Here is a 19,736-nt window from a genome sequence, read left to right as displayed (position 1 = left end):
AAAAAAATAAAAAATGATAACATATCTTTTAAAATCAGGTTTACTGCTTATTGTATTTTTTGCGGTATATAAATTACTGTTGGAAAACGAAAAAATGTTTCGCTTTAATCGTGTCTATCTTCTTGCGAGTTTGATTTTTAGTTTGATTATTCCGTTGCAATTGTTTTCTATTGAACCGCTTTTTTCAACGAAAATTAGAGCAGTTCAATTGGATGAAATTATGATTGTAACCAATAAATCATTGCTAAATGAAATCTCTTTAAGTGAAATTCTAACATTTTTATTAAGCGTGGTTTATGGTGTTATTGTTTTGATTTTGTTTGTTCGATTTGCTATTAATGTCTCTTCTTTTTATATAAAAATGAAGAAGAATAAAATTGAGTTTATAAAAGGCGAAAGAGTTGTTTTGATGAAAGAATCAATTCTGCCGCATTCTTTTTGGAACGCTATTTTTATTAATGAAAAAGACTTTAAAAACGGAAAAATCCCATCAGAATTAATTGCTCACGAAAAAGCACATTTAAATCAGAAACATACTTTGGATATTCTTTTTGTTGAGGTTTTGCAAATTGTGTTTTGGTTCAATCCTTTATTTGTTTTGTTTGAAAAAGCAATCAAACTCAATCATGAATTTTTGGCTGATGAAGCAGTAAATAAACAATTTGGAGAAATAAAAAATTACCAGAATTTATTGCTGGATTTTGTTTCACAGAAAAATACTGTTGCATTGGCAAGTAATATTAATTATTTAATAACTAAAAAACGTTTAATTATGATGACTAAAAAAGAATCTACTATAAAATCTGTATTTAAAGTTTTGGCTGTTTTTGCAGTTTGTATCGTATTATTGTTTGCTTTCAGTACAGAAACTGTAGCACAAGAAGTGGCTAAAGAGAAAGATTTTAAGAACGTGACAGATGTGGGCGTACAGCCTTCGTTTCCTGGAGGAATAGTTGAGTTTTATAAATTTGTAGGTCAAAATTATAAAATGCCTGAAGAGGTTATTAAACAAAAACTAAATGGAAAAGTCTATGTTCAATTTATGATTGAGACAGATGGTTCTTTAACAGGTATTAAAGTGTTAAGAGACAAATTGGGTTATGGCTCGGGAGAAGAGGCTGTTCGTGTTTTGAAACTTTCTCCAAAATGGACTCCGGCTTATGATCAGGGAAAACCAGTTCGTGTAATGTATAGTCTGCCAATCAAAGTTCAGGCGGCTAAATAAGTTTTTTTTTTAGGTTCAAAGTTGCAAAGGTTCAAAGGGACAAAGGTTTTTAAGATTAAAAAAAACTAACTCTGTTCCTTTGAACCTTTGCAACTTTGTACCTTATTAAAAAGAAAAAAAATCCGCTTCTGTTTTGAGAAGCGGATAAAATTAAAAACTAATTAAAAAAAATTCTAAAAATAAAGATGTAATCCAGATTAAAACAAGTCTGGATTATAACCAAAATAAGGCACTTTTTGCTCATTAAAAATAACCCCATATTCTTCTAACTCTTTCAAAATAGGCTCATAAACTTCTTTTTTTATTGGAAGCTGTACGCCTGGAGTTGTAATTTTGCTGTTTAAAATCAATAATGTTGCAATTGCAACGGGAAGCCCGACTGTTTTTGCCATTGCGGTATAAGTTTGGTCTTCGCCAATACAAACCATTTTAGAATCGATTTGTTTCTTTTCTCCATTCAATTCATAACCAAATTTGTGATACATCACGATCATATCTTTGTCATCTGGTTCTAAAGCCCAGCTGTCGGTTAAGATTTTTTCTAAAATTTGCGCAGGAGTTGCATTTGGCAGATTTACTTTTTTGTTTGGGTTAAATAAATCCAGTTCCAAAAGTTTATCCCACATAATATCGTCCTGATCGATTTTTAAGATCAATCGGGTTTTAATTTCGGCAGAATCTGTTGGATGATACGGAAGAAAAGAATTGATAAATTGACGATAACTCATGTTTTCAGAATCTTCTATAACATAACTATCATCAGTCATTCCGAGTTGTACAAACATATTCCAAGCTCGTGAAAAACCAACTCTTCGAATAGTTCCTCTATATAAAGTCAGAACATCATCTAAACCATAAACCGAACGGTATTTAAGAGAATCCCGATTCGAATAAGCTTCAAATTTTCCGTAACCTTCAACTTCCAAAAATTCAGTTCTTCTAAATAAAGCACTGTACGGAATATATTTATAAGTTCCTTCCTGAATAAATTTTGCAGCACCTCCTTGTCCTGCTAAGACAACGTTTCTTGGTGCCCAAGTAAATTTGTAATTCCATAAATTATTGTCAGATTCAGGAGCTACAAGTCCGCCACAGAAAGATTCAAACAAAAGCATTTTACCGCCTTTTGATCTAATATCGTCAATAACTTTCATGGCGCTCATGTGGTCGATTCCAGGATCGAGACCAATTTCGTTCATGAAAATCAGATTGTTCTTGATGGCTTCTTCGTTTAAAGCTTGCATGGCATCACTTATATAGGAAGCTGTAACAAGATGTTTTTTAAATTCTAAACAATCTTTTGCAATTTCGATATGCAAATGCGCTGGAAGCATCGAAATTACTATAGAAGCATTTTCGATAGCTTTTCTTCTTTCGTCGGCATTAAAAATATCCAAGGCAAGCGGAGTCGCATTAGGATGATTCTGAGTCTTTGCTTTCGCAAGATTCAATGAAAGATCGGCTACGGTTAAATGCAGCTTTTCCTCATCGGATTTTGATAATAAATAGCGAATAAGCGAAGATGCAGATCTACCTGCTCCAATTATTAAAACGTTTCTCATGCTTTAAATATTTAACACAAATATATTTAAATGTTATAAATATAACAATCTAAATTAAATAAAATTGAATTTATTTTTTGAATCCTGATAAAAAATAATTTGATTTTGTTCTAAATAATCTCAAAACTAAAGCGGTTTTTCGGTTCGTTTGAAGTATTTTTGTGTCAAATTTCAAAAGAGATATATTATGAAAAGAAAAATCGTTCTAACTGGAGCTTTTATAGGTATGTTGGCTATTATTTTGGGTGCTTTTGGTGCTCATTTATTGAAAAAATATCTTTCAGTTGATCAATTAAATACTTTTGAAGTTGGTGTTCGTTACCAAATGTATCATGCCTTATTTCTTCTCTTTTTATCTACTCAAAAAGATCTTGCAGAAAAAACACTAAAAACAATCTATGGTTTTATAGTTGCTGGAGTTGTTCTTTTTAGCGGTTCAATCTATTTGGTAGCCACAAAAGACTATACTTTGTTTTATTCTAAAATTATCGTATTCGCAACTCCAATAGGTGGTTTTCTATTAATTATTGGCTGGGCGCTATTATTCTTTGCGATTTTGAAGAGAAAATCATAAAATCCCGAAAAAAAAATTCTGTCTAAGAATTAATCTTTAATTTTGTCACATAAATAACATATAACTTTATTTGTGTGACTTTTTTGTATTTTCTATTGTTAAACAAAAATAATATAACAAATTCGCTGATAAGGTTGTAATAAAACAAAATACAAGCAGTTATTTTTTTCTTTTTGTAATTTTTAAAGTGAAATTTCTCTTTTTTCGTATAAATCAAAGTGAAATTTAAGTATTTTAAAAGAAATAAAAATTAATCTGTAATTTTGCTTCGTTAATAAAATATCACACACAACTTAAAATTTATGGACACTAATACAGTTTTCTCGAAATCGATTTCGTTAAAAGAATTAGGAATTGAAAATGCAAAAGTTCGTTATCAACTATCTGCAGATGAGCTTCATGCAATTACTTTGCAATCAGGGCAAGGTGTTGAGAATTCTACTGGGGCGTTAGCAATTAATACTGGTGAATTTACAGGTCGTTCTCCACAAGATCGTTTTATCGTAAAAGATGATATTACAAAAGATCAAGTTTGGTGGGGAAATGTAAATATTCCGTTTGAACCTGAGGCTTTTGAAAAGCTTTATAAGAAGGTAACAGCATTTTTATCAGACAAAGAAGTTTTTGTTCGTGATTCTTATGTGTGTTCTGATTCAAATTATAGATTGAATGTTCGTGTTGTAACAGAAACGGCTTGGTCTAATTTGTTTTGCTATAATATGTTCTTACGTCCTGAAGAGTCGGAACTAGCTAATTTTACTCCAGAATGGACAGTTGTTTGTGCACCAAGTTTTATGGCAGATCCTGCTGTAGATGGAACACGCCAGTCTAATTTTGCGATTTTGGATTTTACTAAAAAAATCGCTTTAATTGGAGGAACTGGTTACACAGGAGAAATGAAAAAAGGAATTTTCTCTGCTTTGAACTTTATTCTTCCAGTTTTCAAAAATACACTTCCAATGCACTGTAGTGCTAATGTTGGTGAAGACGGAGATACAGCAATTTTCTTCGGATTATCTGGAACAGGAAAAACAACTTTATCAGCAGATCCAGAGCGTAAATTAATCGGAGACGATGAACACGGATGGACAAACGAAAATACAGTTTTCAACTTCGAGGGAGGCTGTTATGCTAAAGTAATCAACTTAACAGAAGAGAACGAACCAGACATTTTTAGAGCAATCAAAAAAGGAGCGCTTTTAGAAAATGTGGTTTTCAAAGAAGGAACAAACGAAGTTGATTATGATGATGTTTCAATCACTCAAAACACTCGTGTAAGTTATCCAATTACACATATCGATAATGTACAGCCAGGTTTGGTTGGACACAATCCTAAAAATATATTTTTCTTAACGGCTGATTCTTTCGGAATTCTGCCTCCAATCTCAAAATTAACTCCAGGTCAGGCTGCTTACCACTTTATTTCTGGATATACTGCAAAAGTTGCGGGTACAGAAGCTGGTGTAACTGAGCCTCAGCCTAATTTCTCTGCTTGTTTTGGAGCTCCATTTATGCCTTTACATCCAACGCGTTACGCTGAAATGTTAAGCAAAAAAATGAAAGATGCAGGAGTAAAAGTTTGGTTGATCAATACGGGTTGGACAGGCGGACCTTACGGAATTGGAAGCCGTATGAAATTGAAATATACTCGTGCAATGATTACTGCTGCTTTAAAAGGAGAATTAGACAACGTAGAGTATGTAGATCACAAAGTATTTGGACTTGCAAAACCACAATCTTGTCCGAATGTTCCAGAGGAGATTTTAAATCCTAGAAATACTTGGGAGGACAAAGATTTATACGATAAAAAAGCGTTAGAATTAGCTCAGAAATTCAAAGCTAATTTTGCCAAATTTGAAGAGTTTGCAAATGCTGAAATCTTAGCAGGCGCACCGATTACAGAATAAAAGGAATTATTTAATTCAAATAAAAAAGCTGTTCATTTCTGAACAGCTTTTTTTAGTTGGTTTCCAATCGCAGTAAAAAAAAATAGACACTGAACACTGAACCGCGACTGAAAACCTTGAAACTTTATTTTTTAGCTTCGTCTATGCGTTTTTGGATTAAATCCCAAGCATAATAATGGAAAGTCATTCCGTTACTCATTGCTACGAAAAGTCCGTTTTTGTATTGTCCACCAAGGTTAACGCTTGTTACATCAGCACCGTCACATTCGATTGTAGAAGTTGGAACTTCGGCTAACAATGGATGATTGTTCGGATTTCCTTTCGCGCCTTCTCTTGGATAAACCATAAAAGAATTTGCCTGCTGATTCGATACTAAAATATATCCTGTAGAATCTGTTTTTTTGTAAATCGCAATTCCTTCGTGATCTGCTTTGAAATCTTTCTGACCAAAGAAAGCCAATTCTTTATTATCGTTTAAAGCTGGATCTGCTTTGTATTTTCTAATTCCAGCTTGTTCATCACAATAGTACACGAAACCTAATTCGTTATCTACAGCAATAGCTTCAATTTCTTTTTTACCGCTGTATGTTCCGAATTTACGAACCACTTTTGCTGCAGCAAATTTTCCGTTTCCAGAAAGTTCATATTGCCATAAATAACTTCCAGAAGGGCCCGTTTTTCTTCCCACAATAGCAAAAATCTTACCATCGCTTGGGCGTGTATATAAAGCAACTCCCATTGGATCGCGTTGCGCTTCTCCATCAAAAACAGGAATTCCGCCGTTATCAATTGGTTCTAAATCAGGTAAACTGAAAATTCTGATTTTATTTTCTTCACGTTCAGTTGTAACCGCAACGTCTACTTTTTTTCCGTCAATAATTAATCCGTAAGCGATATCAACATTGTTTGGACGTTTTAGCGGAATTGATTTTTTAAGGATTTTTCCATTCAAATCAAAAGCATACAAACCTCCGTCTGTGTCTTTATCTGTTCCAACAATAATACTTTTTGAAGCATCAGTTGGATTAATCCAAATTGAAGGATCATCTGTATCGTGAGGTAAAGCTTCTGTAACAATTGTAGGTTTTACTGCGTTTGGCTGAACTGGCGCTAATTTATCGTTTTTGCAAGCTGTAAATGCTAAGCTTAAAAGTAAAAAAGCAACTAAAGATTTATTTTTCATTATGTTATATATTTTAATGCAATTAGACAGAGCGCTAAACTCTGTCTAATTTAAGAATTTTAAAAAAGTGCAGATTACAAGTCTAATTTCAATCCGAAATTGTAACGTGGCTGGTAATATTCAGCTTGTTTTGTATGTGCAGCAACTCCTTGGTAGTAACGTAACGGTTGGTTTGTTAAGTTATTAGCTTCAGCAAAAAAGCGAAGTTTTGGAGTAATTTTATAAGAAGCATTTGCATCTAAGAAAAACTGCTTGTCATAGTAGCTGTCTTTGTAAGACTCAGAACCTAATTCATCTAAATAATCAGATGTAAAGTTTGTTGAGATTCTTGCAGAGAAACGTTTGTTCTCCCAAGATAAAGATCCGTTAAACATGTGCGGAGTAGTACCTGGAAGACTGATGTCATTTCTTTCGTTTCCATCCTCATCAGCAATACCTTTTGCTTTAGATTGCGTGTACGTATAGTTCAAATAGATAGCAAAACCTTTTAAGAATTTACCTGGTAAGAAATCTAATTGACGTTGAAATGCAACCTCAAATCCATAAACATCAACATTTTCACCATTTCTAGATTGTAAGAAAGACCAGTTTTCTCCTGCTGGAATTGGGTTTACTTGATTAGGGAAATCTGCAGCAAATTTCGCATCAGTATATTGATTATCGCTGTAATTGTAAATGAAATCATTTAATCTTTTGTAGAAAACACCTCCAGAAATTAAACCAACAGATTTGAAATAGTTCTCAGCCATGAAATCATAATTGTATGAATAGGTAGCTTTAAGATCTGGATTTCCAGCTGTAATTTCTTTATCAGCAGCGATATTGTTTACATAAGGAGCCAATGCATAATAGTTTGGTCTAGCCAACGCAGTTGTAGCAGCAGCTCTCAAAACTAAATCTTTTGTTGCGTTGTATTGGAATGAAATACTTGGCAATAAATTAGTGTATGAGTTTGTATTGTTGATTTTACTTTCTAATTCTTCCTCGTCTAACACACGGTTTCCTGTATAATCAATATGAGTATTTTCAACACGGAAACCTAAAACCATAGAAAGTTTATCGTTAAAATCTTGATCCCATCTTACATAAGCAGCAGTAATTCTTTCTTTAGCATTATAGTTTACAGCTAAATATTCTGCTGGATCTGCTTCTTTTTCAAATAGAGAAGCATTGTTTAAATCTAAACTTCCTAAGAAAGAAGCCGAAGCGAAAGTTCCTGGCATATATTTGCTTCCTGGATTAAATCCGTTTCCATCATAATAAGATGTTGGAACTTGCGATAATAATTCCATGTCGTCGTTAATTGGAGTATAAGAATAGAACATATTGTTTCTTTCTTTTTCTTTTAAACGAAGTCTAAGACCTGTTCTCAATCTTCCTTTTTCACCTGCAATTACAGAGAAAGGGAAACGGATGTTTACTTTAGCACCAAATTCGCTTTCGCTTGTTTCATCTGTATTTTCAGTAACAGAATCAAATGTAAATTCATCAACAGATTCTCCAACAGTTGTCATTAAAGGAAATCTGATATCTGATAAATCTTGGAACATTTCTAAACCTTTTTGACGGTATTCGATATAACGCTCACCTGGACGGTATTCTCTAGCTTTTGCATAGTTAGCAGACCAATCTAAATCTAATGTAGAATTGATTAAATGCTCTCCGCGAATAGAGTAGTTTTGAACTCTTTGATCCTCTAATCTTCTGTTTTTGTTTCTACTATTGTCTAAACCACCTTTTGTCTGACGTTTTACACGGCCTTCAAAACCAACAATTTCTTCACCATTATAAAGTGGCTCAATATCATCGTAAGTAGTTCTGAAACGGTTTTCTCTATCATCTCTCCAGTTGTAGATTGCATTTGCAAAAATCGTATTGTTGTCATTAAATTTATAATCTAAAGCAACAGACGCACTACGACGGATACGTTGTACATCATATTTTCTGATTTCTGAAGCTTGTAGATATTCATTTCCAAAATCATCTTTTACCCATTCGTTTTCGATGTTATCAGAACCGTAATCAACATTGTTGTAAGATCCGCTGAAAACAACTCCTAATTTATCATTTGCAAAACGGTTACCATAAACAAAACCAGCTGTGTAAGAAGCGTGATCGCGAATTGGCAAATAACCTCCTGCAAGAGTTGCAGAAATTCTTTCTCCGTTTGGAGTTGCTCTTGTAATTAAGTTTACAGAACCTCCAATTGCGTCAGCATCCATGTCTGATGTAAGCGTTTTGTTTACTTCGATTGTAGAAATCATATCAGATGGAATTAAGTCCATTTGTACGTTTCTATTATCTCCTTCAGCAGACGGAATACGGTCACCATTTAAAGTTACAGAGTTCAAAGATGGAGCTAAACCTCTAATAATAATGTTACGCGCTTCACCTTGATCATTCTGCATTGTGATACCTGGAACACGTTTTAAAGCATCTCCAACGTTAGCATCAGGAAAACGTCCCATTTGATCTGAAGAAATTACGTTTCCGATGTTTTTGTTATTTTTTTGTTGATTCAGCGCTTTTGCCTGACCTTTTAAGATATCTCCAACAATAACCTCTTTCAGTTCATTTTCAGAAGCTTTAAGAGAAAAATCAATTACGTTGTTTTTTCCTTGCTCCACTTTTATTTCTTGAGTTAAAGAAGTATATCCAATATATTTTACTTCAACTTGATACGTTCCTTCATTAATGTTTAATAATTCGAAACGACCGTTGTAGTCTGAAACGGTGTATTTTTTCTCGCCTACAATTTGAACCATTGCTCCAGGAAGAGGCAGTTTGTCATCGGCGTCTAATATCTTTCCAGATATAATCGCCTTCTGAGCAAAACCTGTAAAGGCGAATAAAAAGAATGCAGTTAATAAATAGAATTTTTTCATTGTGTGTGTGTTTGGTTTTTATTTTGGTTGCGAAGCTAGAACCCTATTATTACTAAACCCTTGAAAAAAAATTAACATAGTGTTATGATTAATCCCAATGTGTTAAGATTTATTAATCTTTAAATAACATGAGAAGCATCAAATAATTGATTCCCAGTAAAAAGAAAAATGATATTTTGGTTGTATTTGAAAATTTGGCGTTAAATTTGCCGTATCAATCACAATCAAAAATCATCAATCATGTTAAAACAATTTTTTATCCTATGTTCAGGAGCCGACCGTGATCTCTTGAAAGACTGCTCAGAAGGCGAACAAACCAAATATGTTGGTATTGGTGCCACCGTATTCTTTACAGCAGTTATGGCTTTTTTAGCCAGTGCTTATGCACTTTTTACCGTTTTCGATTCTATTTATCCCGCTTTAATTTTTGGATTTGTTTGGAGTTTACTAATCTTCAATTTAGACCGATTTATTGTTTCTACGATTAAAAAGAGGGATCGTTTTATGGATGAATTCCTGCAAGCAACTCCACGTATTATATTGGCGATTATTATTGCGATTGTAATCTCTAAACCTTTAGAAATTAAGATTTTCGAAAAGGAAATCAATACTGTTTTGTTGAAAGAGAAAAACGAAATGGAATTGGCCAATAAAAAACAAATTGGGACGTATTTTAAAACAGATTTAGATAAAAATAAAGCAGAAATCGCAGCGCTTAAAGCGGATATTGTAAAGAAAGAGAAAGAAGTAAACGCTTTGTATTCGGTTTATATTACCGAAGCCGAAGGGACTGCCGGAACTAAGAAATTAGGGAAAGGTCCAGTTTATAAAGAAAAACGTGAAAAGCATGATGCAGCTCTAAAAGAATTTGAAACGCTGAAAAAAACAAACGAAGCTAAAATTGCTGAAAAAGAAAAAGCAGGCGTACAGCTTCAAGCCGATTTGGACAAAAAGGTTTCACAGACTCAGCCTATAATAGAAGGTTTTGACGGATTAATGGCGCGTATCAATGCGTTAAACAAACTGCCTTGGCTTCCGTCATTTTTCATTATGCTGTTGTTTTTAGCAATTGAAACTTCTCCAATTATTGCCAAATTATTAGCACCAAAAGGTGAATTCGATTTCAAACAAGAAGAAGCCGAAACGGCTATGAAAGCGACTTTAGCCCAAAACAAATACCAACGAGATTTATTGGTTAAAACAAGCGCCGAAATGCATGATAAAGTGTACGCTGATATTGCAGAAGATAAAGGTTTATTCGATTTACAGCGAAAAAATGCCAAAGAGTTACTGGAACTGCAATCGCATAAATTTGTAGAAAAACAAAAAGCGACTTTATAAGTACAAAGTGCAAAGTTTCTAAGTGCAAAGTTTAAATGCAAAGCCCGAAATAGAATCTCTATTTCGGGCTTTTTTTATTTTAGACAAAGTCAATAATCTTTGTACTTTGTACTCAGAACTTTGTACTTTTAAATTACATGTAGCTTAAAATCTCTTTTTTATAAGCATCATATTCTCCTTGCATGATCAAACCATTATCAAGAAGTTTTTTGTAATTCTGTAATTTATCAAAAAGTTCTTCTTTAGATAAATCACTTAATTTACGTTCTCCAGCTGGCTGAGTCGGAAGCGGTTCATAAGTTTCTGTAACAGCAGGAGTAGCAGGTAAAATTTCTGCAAAGCTTGTTACTTCTTCAGTTTCAACTTCTTCGATTTCATCTTCAAATTCTGGTTCTGCTTCTTCAACAATTTCCTGAACTGGCGTTCCTGCAGAAACTGGATTTTTCAATAAATCCAATTGTTCTTTAGCATAAGTATAAATTTTTCTAGCCTGAATTTTCGGAATATAATCAATAGAAACAGCTAAATCTGTTTTTGTGCCAAATGAAAACTCAGAACCTAAGATGTTTTCTTTTACAAAAGTACTTGCAATATCATCCCAAGTGTAATCAGTAAAATCCATAGAAAGACCTAAATTTTTAGGTTTACAGATAATGATACGCTTGTTTGTTAATACAATACTGTCTGGAAAAACAGTAATTGCAGGTTTTTTTTGTACTGCGATATAACCAACTTCTTCACCTTTCATCAATAAATCTGTAAGTTTAGAAGTGATTTTTTCAATCGCTTTAGGATCTTGTTCTTCGTTCAGAAATTTTTTAAATTGTTCTTTCATGATTCTCTTAATTGCTAATTTGCAAATTGATTGGGGTTGTTAAGTTTTTATCTCACCGTGCAAATGTAATGCCTAATTTTCTAATTCGATAATTTCATTCTGAATTTTCTTTGTCAAACTTTTGAAAACCAATTCGTACGAATGATCTATAAGTTCCTTCACGAATTTATCAGGTAAATTTCCGTTCAAAGCCACGGTATTCCAGTGTACTTTGCTCATATGAAATCCAGGCTGTATTTCGTCATACTCTGCTCGAAGTTCCTGTGCGCGGTCTGGGTCGCATTTTAAATTTGCTGATTGCTCATTTTTTTCCCATTGAGAAAGCGAAGACAAAGCAAACATTTTTCCGCCCACTTTAAAGACCAAAGTGTCTTCATCAAAAGGAAAATGTTCACTGACTCCTTTTTTTGAAAGACAATATTCGTAAAACGTTTCTAAATTCATAACTGTTTATTTACCAATTTCACCTAAAAATAAATTGTTCATTTATAATGTGATTCACTAAAAACAAAACTTTCCTCTGCTAAATTGTGTTTTTTTCGATATTGATTTTCCCATTCGAAATAGTCTTCGGGTTCATCAGAACTGATTCCTTTTAGCCAATATTGATCACCATGCGAAACCAACATTGCCCAATGATATTCTGATTCATTACAGTAAAAGAATACATTGCTATAATTTTCTACATGAAAATTTTTGATAAGAAATGAAGAAAACAATATATCTTTTGCTTCATCATTTGTTTTTAGTGCGAACTTCTCTATTATTGCTTCAATAATATGAATCCAAGATTTCAGATTAAAAACAATCGATTGACTTTTATTATCTGGATTAATGAATAATATGTTGTCTTCTAATTTATTAATCATAGTTTATTTACCAATTTCACCTAAATGTGTGTATTTAAAGCCTTTTTCGTATTTAAGACCGTAACCAAAAATACGATCCATTGCCGAATGTGAAAATAAAATAATTCCCGCTAATTGCACCATTTCGATACTTAAATAAAATCCGATGGCATAAATTAAAAGCGCAACTCCTTTGTGATGAAGGATGTTATATAGAAATGCTCCAGCTTTGTTTCCAAAAACATAACCCATCATTGATAAATCGGGAGCTAAAATTAAAGTAAGAAACCACCACCATTCATAATTTAAGCGGTTAAACAAAAAGATTCCAAGAAAGAATAAAGCAACTTCCTCAAGCTTTAAAACTGTTTTCATTTGACTATTTTTTCCATCATCTTTTCAGGATGATTTAGTTTTGTAAATCCGAATTTCTCGTATAAAAAGTGAGCATCAGTTGTTGCCAATCGCCAGATTTTAACTTCTTGCAATTGAGGCTCATTCATCATCGCTTGAATTAAAATTGATGAGTAGCCTTTTCCGCGATGTTCTTCATCAATAAAAACGTCCATTAAATAAGCGAAAACCACATAATCGGTTATCACGCGTGCGAAACCAATTTGTTTGTCATCTAAATAAATTCCAAAACAAACTGAAGCATCAATCGTACGCTGGACTTCTTGAATAGTTCGTCCCGCAGCCCAGTAAATGTCTTTTAAAAAGTTCTGTATAAACGGAACGTCGAGTTTGGTTTTATCTGTAGAAACGGTTATCATTTTAATTTTAGATTTTAGAATGTAGATTTTAGATTTTTGAAGTAGAGTAATCTAAAATTTTATATAATAAAGGTTTGCTTGGACTTGCATCATTTTCAAACGAAGCGATTTGAAGATTTAGTATGTAATTTCCATCTTCAATTTCGTCTGAAACGTAAATCATTTCTGTGATTGTTGCGTTTAATCTTGCGTCAGAATTTAGATTATGCGTGTCTTTTACATTCCAAAACGCTTTATGCGCCAATAATTTTCCTTCGTCATGTTCTTTGTCAACACTTGGCAAATCGATCAGTAAATGCTGAATTTCGCTTTCGCGGATGAAAATCGCGGCATCTTCAGCTAAATACGGCGGATTGGTATTGGAATATTTTCGAGACTTTTTTTCTTTTAAATTTGGAAGTGTTCTGATGATAATTGCTTCAGGGTTTGTTACGCTGAGCGGAGTCGAAGCGCTCAAAGCTTTTTGAACTTGATCTTTTGTAATAACAAAATCATCTTCAATCTTTTCAGGTTCAACCGTAATCAGTTTAGCAAAAAAGAAAAACTGTTTCAACGACTGATTAATGCTGTAAAAATCATTTGTAATATGTCCCAAACATTCCGTATGTGTTCCATGCCCATGCGGATTGAAGAAAATATTATTAAAATTCGTAGATGATTTTCCTTCCGAAACTTTCCCAATCCAGTCGCCAAAAACTACTGGTTCAATGACTGGTTTTTCGATATACCAAGCAATCGGGTTTTCGTCTGTATTTGTTAATGGAATAGAGATATCAATGGGTTTTGATAAGTCGATTTCGAAGTTGTTGATTTTTGCTAACACAAATTTGGATTTTATGCCGCAAAGACGCTAAGTCACAAAGTTTAATAAATTTGAGTCTTTGTGTCTTCGTGGCTAATTTTTATTCATCCAAATTTAGATAAAATAAATCTGAAGCAATTCCATCCGTTAAAAATTTTCCTTTTGGAGTTGGTTTTAAAATGTTGTTTTCGATAGAAAGCAAATCGTCGTTTAAAAACTTTTGAGATTGTTCTAGTAAATAATTCAAATATTCTGATCCGAATTCCTTTTCAATTCTGTCTAAAGAAACGCCCCAAATCGTTCGTAAACCCGTCATGATATATTCATTATAACGATCTGAAACAGTCAGGACTTCACTTTCAATTGGAAGTTCATCGTTTTGAATTGCTTTTAAATACAATGAATTGTTGGCAATATTCCAGCCTCTTTTCTCGCCATCATAACTATGTGCCGAAGGTCCGATTCCGATATATTTTTTACCAAGCCAGTAAGCCGAATTGTTTTTGGAGAAATAATTTTCCTTTCCAAAATTCGATAATTCGTAATGTATAAAACCATTTTTCTGAAGCATTTCGACCAAAATCATAAAATGGTTTGAAGCCACTTCATCTTGTGGTTCAGCCACTTTTCCGGTTTGAATTAATTTACTTAAAGCTGTTTTTGGTTCAACCGTCAAAGCATAGCTTGAAATATGCGGAATTCCAAAATCCAAAGCTGTTTGTATATTTTGTTTCCACATTTCGTCGCTCATTCCTGGAATTCCGTAAATTAAATCCAATGAAATATTATCGAAATATTTTGTCGTTTCTTCTAAACATTTTTTGGCTTCCGCCGAATTATGAGCGCGATTCATCATCTTCAAATCTTCTTCATAAAAAGACTGAATTCCGATGCTTAAACGATTTATCGGACTTTTAGATAATTCTAGAATTCTTTCAGAAGATAAATCATCAGGATTTGCTTCCAAAGTAATTTCAGGATTTTCGATAACTTTATAATTTTTATAAACCTCTGAAATTAAAAAGTTTATTTCATCATTTGACAATACAGAAGGAGTTCCGCCTCCAAAGTAAATTGTTTCTACAATTTCTTCTTTAAATTCATTTTTACGCATACCAATTTCTTTGGCCAAAGCCAAAACCATATCGTCTTTCTTTTTCATCGAAGTCGAAAAATGAAAGTCACAATAATGACAAGCCTGCTTGCAAAAAGGTATGTGAATGTAGATGCCGCTCATATTTAGTATTCAGTCTCAGTTTTCGGTCTCAGTCTCAGCTGTAACCTGTGACTGCGACTGAAAACTACTTTTTAATTCGATCCTCGTTTTGTTTCACAAAAGCATCCCAGCCAGAATAGCTTTTTCCAGCTACGACTTTTCCTGAATTAAAGTGATGACAAACCGCAGCTGCCAAACCGTCTGTTGAATCGAGATTTTTTGGTAATTCTTTTAAGCCTAAAAGCTGTTGAAGCATTTTAGCAACCTGTTCTTTGCTGGCGTTTCCGTTTCCGGTGATCGCCATTTTTATCTTTTTTGGTTCGTATTCTGTAATCGGAATGCCTCTTGAAAGTCCTGCTGCCATTGCAACACCTTGAGCGCGACCTAATTTCAGCATCGATTGTACGTTTTTGCCAAAGAAAGGCGCTTCAATCGCAATTTCGTCTGGGCAATGCGTTTCGATTAGTTCGATCGTTCGTTCAAAAATGATTCTTAATTTTTGGTAATGATTGTCGTATTTGGAAAGTTGCAATTCGTTTAATTGCAGAAATTCCATTTTTTTATTGATTACTTTAATCAATCCGAAACCCATAATGGTGGTTCCGGGGTCAATACCTAATATGATGCGTTCTTGTGTCAATTTTTTTAATTGTAATAATAAGAGAATTTATTTTCTACTTCATTTTTGGAAAGATCCGATTTAATTACTTCATTTTTATCGTTTATTATCGAATATTTTCCATTCTTCAAGACGTAAAATTCAGTTTCTTTTTTCTTTGAAAAGAAACTCGGCTCCAGATATATTTTTTCATACATAAATGGAATTACCTGTTTATTTTGAATCGTAACAACACCATATTTACCATTTTTAGATAGAATAATTATTTTATCACTATCATAAAAAAGACTATCATAGATTACTGGGATAACTGTTTTTCCTTCTCTAGTAATTAAACCATGTTTGTTATCTTTTGTTACGAAATGATAATTTTCACCAGGACCATATTCAACCCAATTGGACATTTCACTATATTCAAAAGCGATAATTATTCTTCCTGCTCTGTCTATAACGCCAAATTTATCGTTTTGTTTAGCAATAAATCTATTTTTTGTATCGTAAAAGCAAGGGGATAAATCCTGAAAATCAAAATTAAAAATTGGTTTTAGATTTTTATCAATCACTCCATACTTGTTATTTCTTTTTATAACATAATAATCTAAATCTCTTCTGTCGACTGAATAGATTGATTCATTTTCAATCGGGTAAGCTGTTTTGTTATCAGAATCGATTAATCCAAATTTCCCTTTATACTTTACAATCGCATTGTAATTACTTCCAAAATCTTGAAATTCATCATAAATAACAGGAATTATCAATTTTCCTTTCGTGTTAACCGCACCATATTTTCCATTCAAATCCTGAACATGATAGATTTTTTCAATTTTCTTATTAATACGGCAGTAATCAAAAGAGAAGTCTTTTATGTTATCATAGATTTTCTTCCCATGTTCATCTAGTAAAACGAGATTAGTGCCCTTTTTAGCAACAAAAATTTCAGATTCATGATAGGATTCTTCAGGATGTTCGATGGCATCATATTCTGGTTTTACTCGCTCTTTTCCAAATTCATCAATGATTCCGTATTTATGATTTTTAGAAACAATGGCAATTCTGTTATTATTGAATCTTTCGCCGGTGTTGTATTTTCCAAAAGGAATTACTTCTTTTAAATTTTTGTCCAAATAAGAAATTTGTTTGTTTTTTCGAACTAAAATTAACCCATTCTTCCAAAAGGTACTTTCACCTTCTCCGTCAATAGTAATATTAGTTAAAGCAATTTCATCATAAATAAAATCAGATTTTTGCTTTCCAAACGAATCAAAAAATGCCCATTTTCCTTTTTTACTCAAAGAGATTAAACTGTCTGTAGTACCTTCATTTGCGTTTTGATAAATAATAGGAATTATTTCTTTTCCTTGTTTGTTTATAAAACCATAGAGCTTGTTTTTCTTGACCAGAGCTAATCCTGTTTTTTGAAAATAGGTTTCATCTTCAAATTGAATAGAAATTACAATTTTTCCGTTTCGATCAACAAAACCATATTTATTGTCCTTTTTTACACAAGCGAAATCTTGACTAAACAGGTTAATATCATCATAATCAAAAGGAACAATTACATTTTCATGAATGTCAATATAACCATGTTTGTTCTTTAATTCGGCTAGTATCATTCCTTTCTCATCCAATGGATTTAGGAATTTATATTTTCCTAAAGGAATAATTACATTTCCTTTTTCATCATTATATCCCCAAGAGCCTTTCCCCATGATTCTAACATACTGTTTTGGCGCATCATTGTCAATTTTGCTACATGAGATCATTAGCATTAATAAAAAAACAAATATGATGCGTTCTTGTGTCAATAGATTTTGGTTTCAAGTTTCAAGTTTAGAAAATTGACTCATTTTCTCACTTCCTAATTGCCACATTTGATTACTTTTGCGGCATGATTTCAATTCCTCACAAAGCTAAGCAATTCCTAGTTCTCGTAGTCAAACTTTTAATTGTTGGCGGCGCATTTTATTTTATTTATAATCAGCTGGCAAACAACGATAAATTAGACTGGCAGAAATTTATTGCTTTATTCCAAAAAAATCAGTCGGTTTTAGGAATTGGTTTTATTCTGCTTTTGAGTGTTTTGAATCGCTATTTTGAGATTTTGAAATGGCAGAATCTGGCTCAGGTTATTCATAAAATATCAGTTTACGAATCTACGAAACAGGTTTTAGCAGCGCTTACAGCTGGGATTTTTACTCCAAATGGAGTAGGAGAGTATGCAGGAAAAGCGTTGTATTATCCAAAATCTGAAGCCAAAAAAGTGGTTTTCTTAAACTTAATCTGCAACGGAATCCAGATGATTCTAACGGTAATTTTTGGAATTTTTGGATTACTATATTTCAATGCGCAATTTAATGTAATTACGACCAGAACAGTTTTGATTCTTTTTGGTGGATTTGTATTGATTCTAATTATTTTGTTTTCAATTAAAAAGATAAAAGTCAAAGGATATTCAATTGAAAAACTGATTCATAAAATCAATGAAATTCCAAAACCAGTTCATCAGAAAAACATTTTTTTAGGAATCTGCCGTTATTTGGTTTTTTCACATCAATATTACTTTTTGTTTTTAGGTTTTGATGTCGACTTGCCTTATTTAACTTTGATGGCAGCGATAACATCAGTTTACTTTTTAGCTTCTTCATTGCCAACTTTTCAGTTTTTAGACTTTGCAGTAAAAGGAAGTGTTGCGATTTATTTCTTCGGAATTTTGGGTGTCAACGAATGGATTGTTGTATTTATAAGCACTTTAATGTGGTTTTTAAACGTAGTTCTTCCAGTAGTTTTGGGAAGCTATTTTGTGCTGAATTTTAAAACGAAAACTCCAGAATGATTTTCGGATTATTCACCATATTAGCAATTTATGTAATTAGCATTGCGTTGCTGATTTATGGTTTTTTAAAAATAAAAAAATATCAAAAACAAGATTTAGAACCAAAAACAAGTTTTACGATTATAGTTCCTTTTCGGAATGAAAAAGAAAATTTGCCAATACTTTTAAAAAGTTTTTCAAAGCTAAATTATCCAATAGATTTATTTGATGTAATTTTAGTTGATGATGCTTCAGATGAAAAATTTCAAGTCTCACATTTCACATTTCACATTTCACAAATAAACAATATTCGTGTTTCCAAATCTCCTAAAAAAGATGCTATTACAACTGCAATGCAACACGTAAAAACCAATTGGGTTATTACAACAGATGCAGATTGTATTGTTCCTGAAAACTGGCTTTTAACGTTTGATAATTATGTTCAGGCAAATAATGTTTCGATGCTTGCGGGCGCTGTAACGTATAAATGCGGAAACTCATTCTTAGACCATTTTCAGCAATTGGATTTGACGAGTCTGCAAGGCGCTACAATTGGAAGTTTTGGTTTGAGTAAAGGTTTTATGTGCAATGGAGCTAATTTTGCTTATACAAAAGCATTCTTCGAAAGTTTAAATGGTTTTGAAGGGAATGATAAAATTGCCAGCGGAGATGATGTTTTTTTACTGCAAAAAGCGATTCAAAAGTTTCCTGAAAAAGTTCATTATTTAAAAGCAGAAGAAGCAATTGTAACAACAAAACCAACCGAAAACTGGAAATTTTTATTTTATCAAAGAGTGCGTTGGGCGGCGAAAACAAGTTCATATAATAGCACTTTCGGAAAGTTTCTGGGATTGATAGTATTCTTTGGAAATTTGAGTTTTGTAATTGGATTTTTCTCACTTCTTTTCGGAATTTGGTTGTATCCAATTTTTGTGATTTTTGCCTTTTCTAAGTTTGCAATTGATTATGTTTTGCTTTCAATAACGAATCAATTTTTGACAAAAACTAGAATAAAAAGCCTTTTATTGAGTAGTTTGCTGTATCCATTTTTTAGTTCGGCTGTGGCTTTGTATAGTTTGTTTGGTTCTTACGAATGGAAAGATCGTCAGTTTAGAAAATAGCTTCTTTTGAAATTGAGTGCCCTAGCCCTGATG

Annotated in this window: 18 protein-coding genes; 6 read left to right on the top strand and 12 right to left on the bottom strand. The window is 32.8% G+C overall.

Translation table 11 applies throughout. The annotated features are described in order from the left end of the window. The first annotated feature begins 13 nt into the window (after positions 1–13). The gene (locus tag V6624_RS08085) at positions 14–1,225 is read left to right on the top strand and encodes a M56 family metallopeptidase (RefSeq protein ID WP_239455696.1); all 1,212 of its coding nucleotides are present in this window, start codon (positions 14–16) and stop codon (positions 1,223–1,225) included. A gap of 197 nt (positions 1,226–1,422) precedes the next feature. On the opposite strand, the gene V6624_RS08080 is transcribed toward V6624_RS08085, so the two are convergent. After that, on the bottom strand, positions 1,423–2,787 hold the full coding sequence (locus tag V6624_RS08080; protein WP_111288481.1) for a saccharopine dehydrogenase family protein: 1,365 nt from the start codon (positions 2,785–2,787) through the stop codon (positions 1,423–1,425). A 187-nt stretch (positions 2,788–2,974) separates the two neighbouring features. Here V6624_RS08080 and V6624_RS08075 point away from each other — a divergent pair, with 187 nt between their 5' ends. Further along, on the top strand, positions 2,975–3,361 hold the full coding sequence (locus V6624_RS08075; RefSeq protein ID WP_111288479.1) for a DUF423 domain-containing protein: 387 nt from the start codon (positions 2,975–2,977) through the stop codon (positions 3,359–3,361). A 302-nt stretch (positions 3,362–3,663) separates the two neighbouring features. After that, a complete protein-coding gene (gene pckA, locus V6624_RS08070) occupies positions 3,664–5,268 on the top strand; it encodes a phosphoenolpyruvate carboxykinase (ATP) (protein WP_111288477.1) in 1,605 nt (534 codons plus the stop codon). Positions 5,269–5,392: 124 nt separating this feature from the next. On the opposite strand, the gene V6624_RS08065 is transcribed toward pckA, so the two are convergent. Next, positions 5,393–6,451, bottom strand: coding sequence for a phytase (locus V6624_RS08065; RefSeq protein ID WP_111288475.1), 1,059 nt, complete (start codon positions 6,449–6,451; stop codon positions 5,393–5,395). Positions 6,452–6,525: 74 nt separating this feature from the next. Next, on the bottom strand, positions 6,526–9,336 hold the full coding sequence (locus V6624_RS08060; RefSeq protein WP_338841512.1) for a TonB-dependent receptor: 2,811 nt from the start codon (positions 9,334–9,336) through the stop codon (positions 6,526–6,528). Positions 9,337–9,576: 240 nt separating this feature from the next. Between V6624_RS08060 and V6624_RS08055 the strand changes: the two genes are divergently transcribed. Further along, entirely contained in the window at positions 9,577–10,677 is a 1,101-nt protein-coding gene (locus V6624_RS08055) for a DUF4407 domain-containing protein (protein WP_111288472.1), read from the top strand. 133 nt (positions 10,678–10,810) lie between these two features. Here the strand turns inward: V6624_RS08055 and V6624_RS08050 are convergent, their stop codons facing one another. From V6624_RS08050 to V6624_RS08010, 9 genes are all read right to left on the bottom strand, one after another. Beyond that, the gene (locus V6624_RS08050) at positions 10,811–11,512 is read right to left on the bottom strand and encodes a PH domain-containing protein (protein WP_338841511.1); all 702 of its coding nucleotides are present in this window, start codon (positions 11,510–11,512) and stop codon (positions 10,811–10,813) included. A gap of 72 nt (positions 11,513–11,584) precedes the next feature. After that, complete coding sequence (locus tag V6624_RS08045; RefSeq protein ID WP_095928184.1) at positions 11,585–11,956, bottom strand: MmcQ/YjbR family DNA-binding protein; 372 nt, start codon at positions 11,954–11,956, stop codon at positions 11,585–11,587. A 38-nt stretch (positions 11,957–11,994) separates the two neighbouring features. Then, on the bottom strand, positions 11,995–12,381 hold the full coding sequence (locus tag V6624_RS08040; RefSeq protein ID WP_338841509.1) for a hypothetical protein: 387 nt from the start codon (positions 12,379–12,381) through the stop codon (positions 11,995–11,997). 3 nt (positions 12,382–12,384) lie between these two features. Beyond that, complete coding sequence (locus V6624_RS08035; protein ID WP_338841508.1) at positions 12,385–12,735, bottom strand: DUF4260 domain-containing protein; 351 nt, start codon at positions 12,733–12,735, stop codon at positions 12,385–12,387. Continuing rightward, positions 12,732–13,133 carry a GNAT family N-acetyltransferase gene (locus tag V6624_RS08030; RefSeq protein ID WP_338841506.1) on the bottom strand — a complete coding sequence of 134 codons (402 nt, stop codon included), beginning with the start codon at positions 13,131–13,133 and terminating at the stop codon, positions 12,732–12,734. The genes V6624_RS08035 and V6624_RS08030 overlap by 4 nt, the downstream gene beginning before the upstream one ends. A gap of 28 nt (positions 13,134–13,161) precedes the next feature. After that, positions 13,162–13,956, bottom strand: coding sequence for a cyclase family protein (locus tag V6624_RS08025; RefSeq protein WP_338841505.1), 795 nt, complete (start codon positions 13,954–13,956; stop codon positions 13,162–13,164). 79 nt (positions 13,957–14,035) lie between these two features. After that, the gene (gene hemW / locus V6624_RS08020; protein WP_338841504.1) at positions 14,036–15,172 is read right to left on the bottom strand and encodes a radical SAM family heme chaperone HemW; all 1,137 of its coding nucleotides are present in this window, start codon (positions 15,170–15,172) and stop codon (positions 14,036–14,038) included. Between the two features lie 64 nt (positions 15,173–15,236). Continuing rightward, the gene (gene ruvC, locus V6624_RS08015) at positions 15,237–15,791 is read right to left on the bottom strand and encodes a crossover junction endodeoxyribonuclease RuvC (protein ID WP_008466394.1); all 555 of its coding nucleotides are present in this window, start codon (positions 15,789–15,791) and stop codon (positions 15,237–15,239) included. Between the two features lie 5 nt (positions 15,792–15,796). Beyond that, positions 15,797–17,533 (bottom strand): WG repeat-containing protein, encoded by a 1,737-nt coding sequence (locus V6624_RS08010; RefSeq protein WP_338841503.1) that lies wholly within the window; start codon positions 17,531–17,533, stop codon positions 15,797–15,799. A gap of 125 nt (positions 17,534–17,658) precedes the next feature. On the opposite strand from V6624_RS08010, the gene V6624_RS08005 reads away from it, so the two are divergent. Together V6624_RS08005 and V6624_RS08000 are read left to right on the top strand one after the other, a co-directional pair. Then, positions 17,659–18,603, top strand: a complete 945-nt coding sequence (locus V6624_RS08005) for a hypothetical protein (RefSeq protein WP_338841502.1) — start codon at positions 17,659–17,661, stop codon at positions 18,601–18,603. Then, positions 18,600–19,703 (top strand): glycosyltransferase family 2 protein, encoded by a 1,104-nt coding sequence (locus V6624_RS08000; RefSeq protein WP_111288452.1) that lies wholly within the window; start codon positions 18,600–18,602, stop codon positions 19,701–19,703. The genes V6624_RS08005 and V6624_RS08000 overlap by 4 nt, the downstream gene beginning before the upstream one ends. Positions 19,704–19,736: the final 33 nt, after the last annotated feature.

Origin of the sequence: Flavobacterium ginsenosidimutans, assembly GCF_037478105.1 — a bacterium.
Taxonomy (GTDB): domain Bacteria; phylum Bacteroidota; class Bacteroidia; order Flavobacteriales; family Flavobacteriaceae; genus Flavobacterium; species Flavobacterium ginsenosidimutans.
This window is presented reverse-complemented; position numbering and strand designations above follow the sequence as displayed.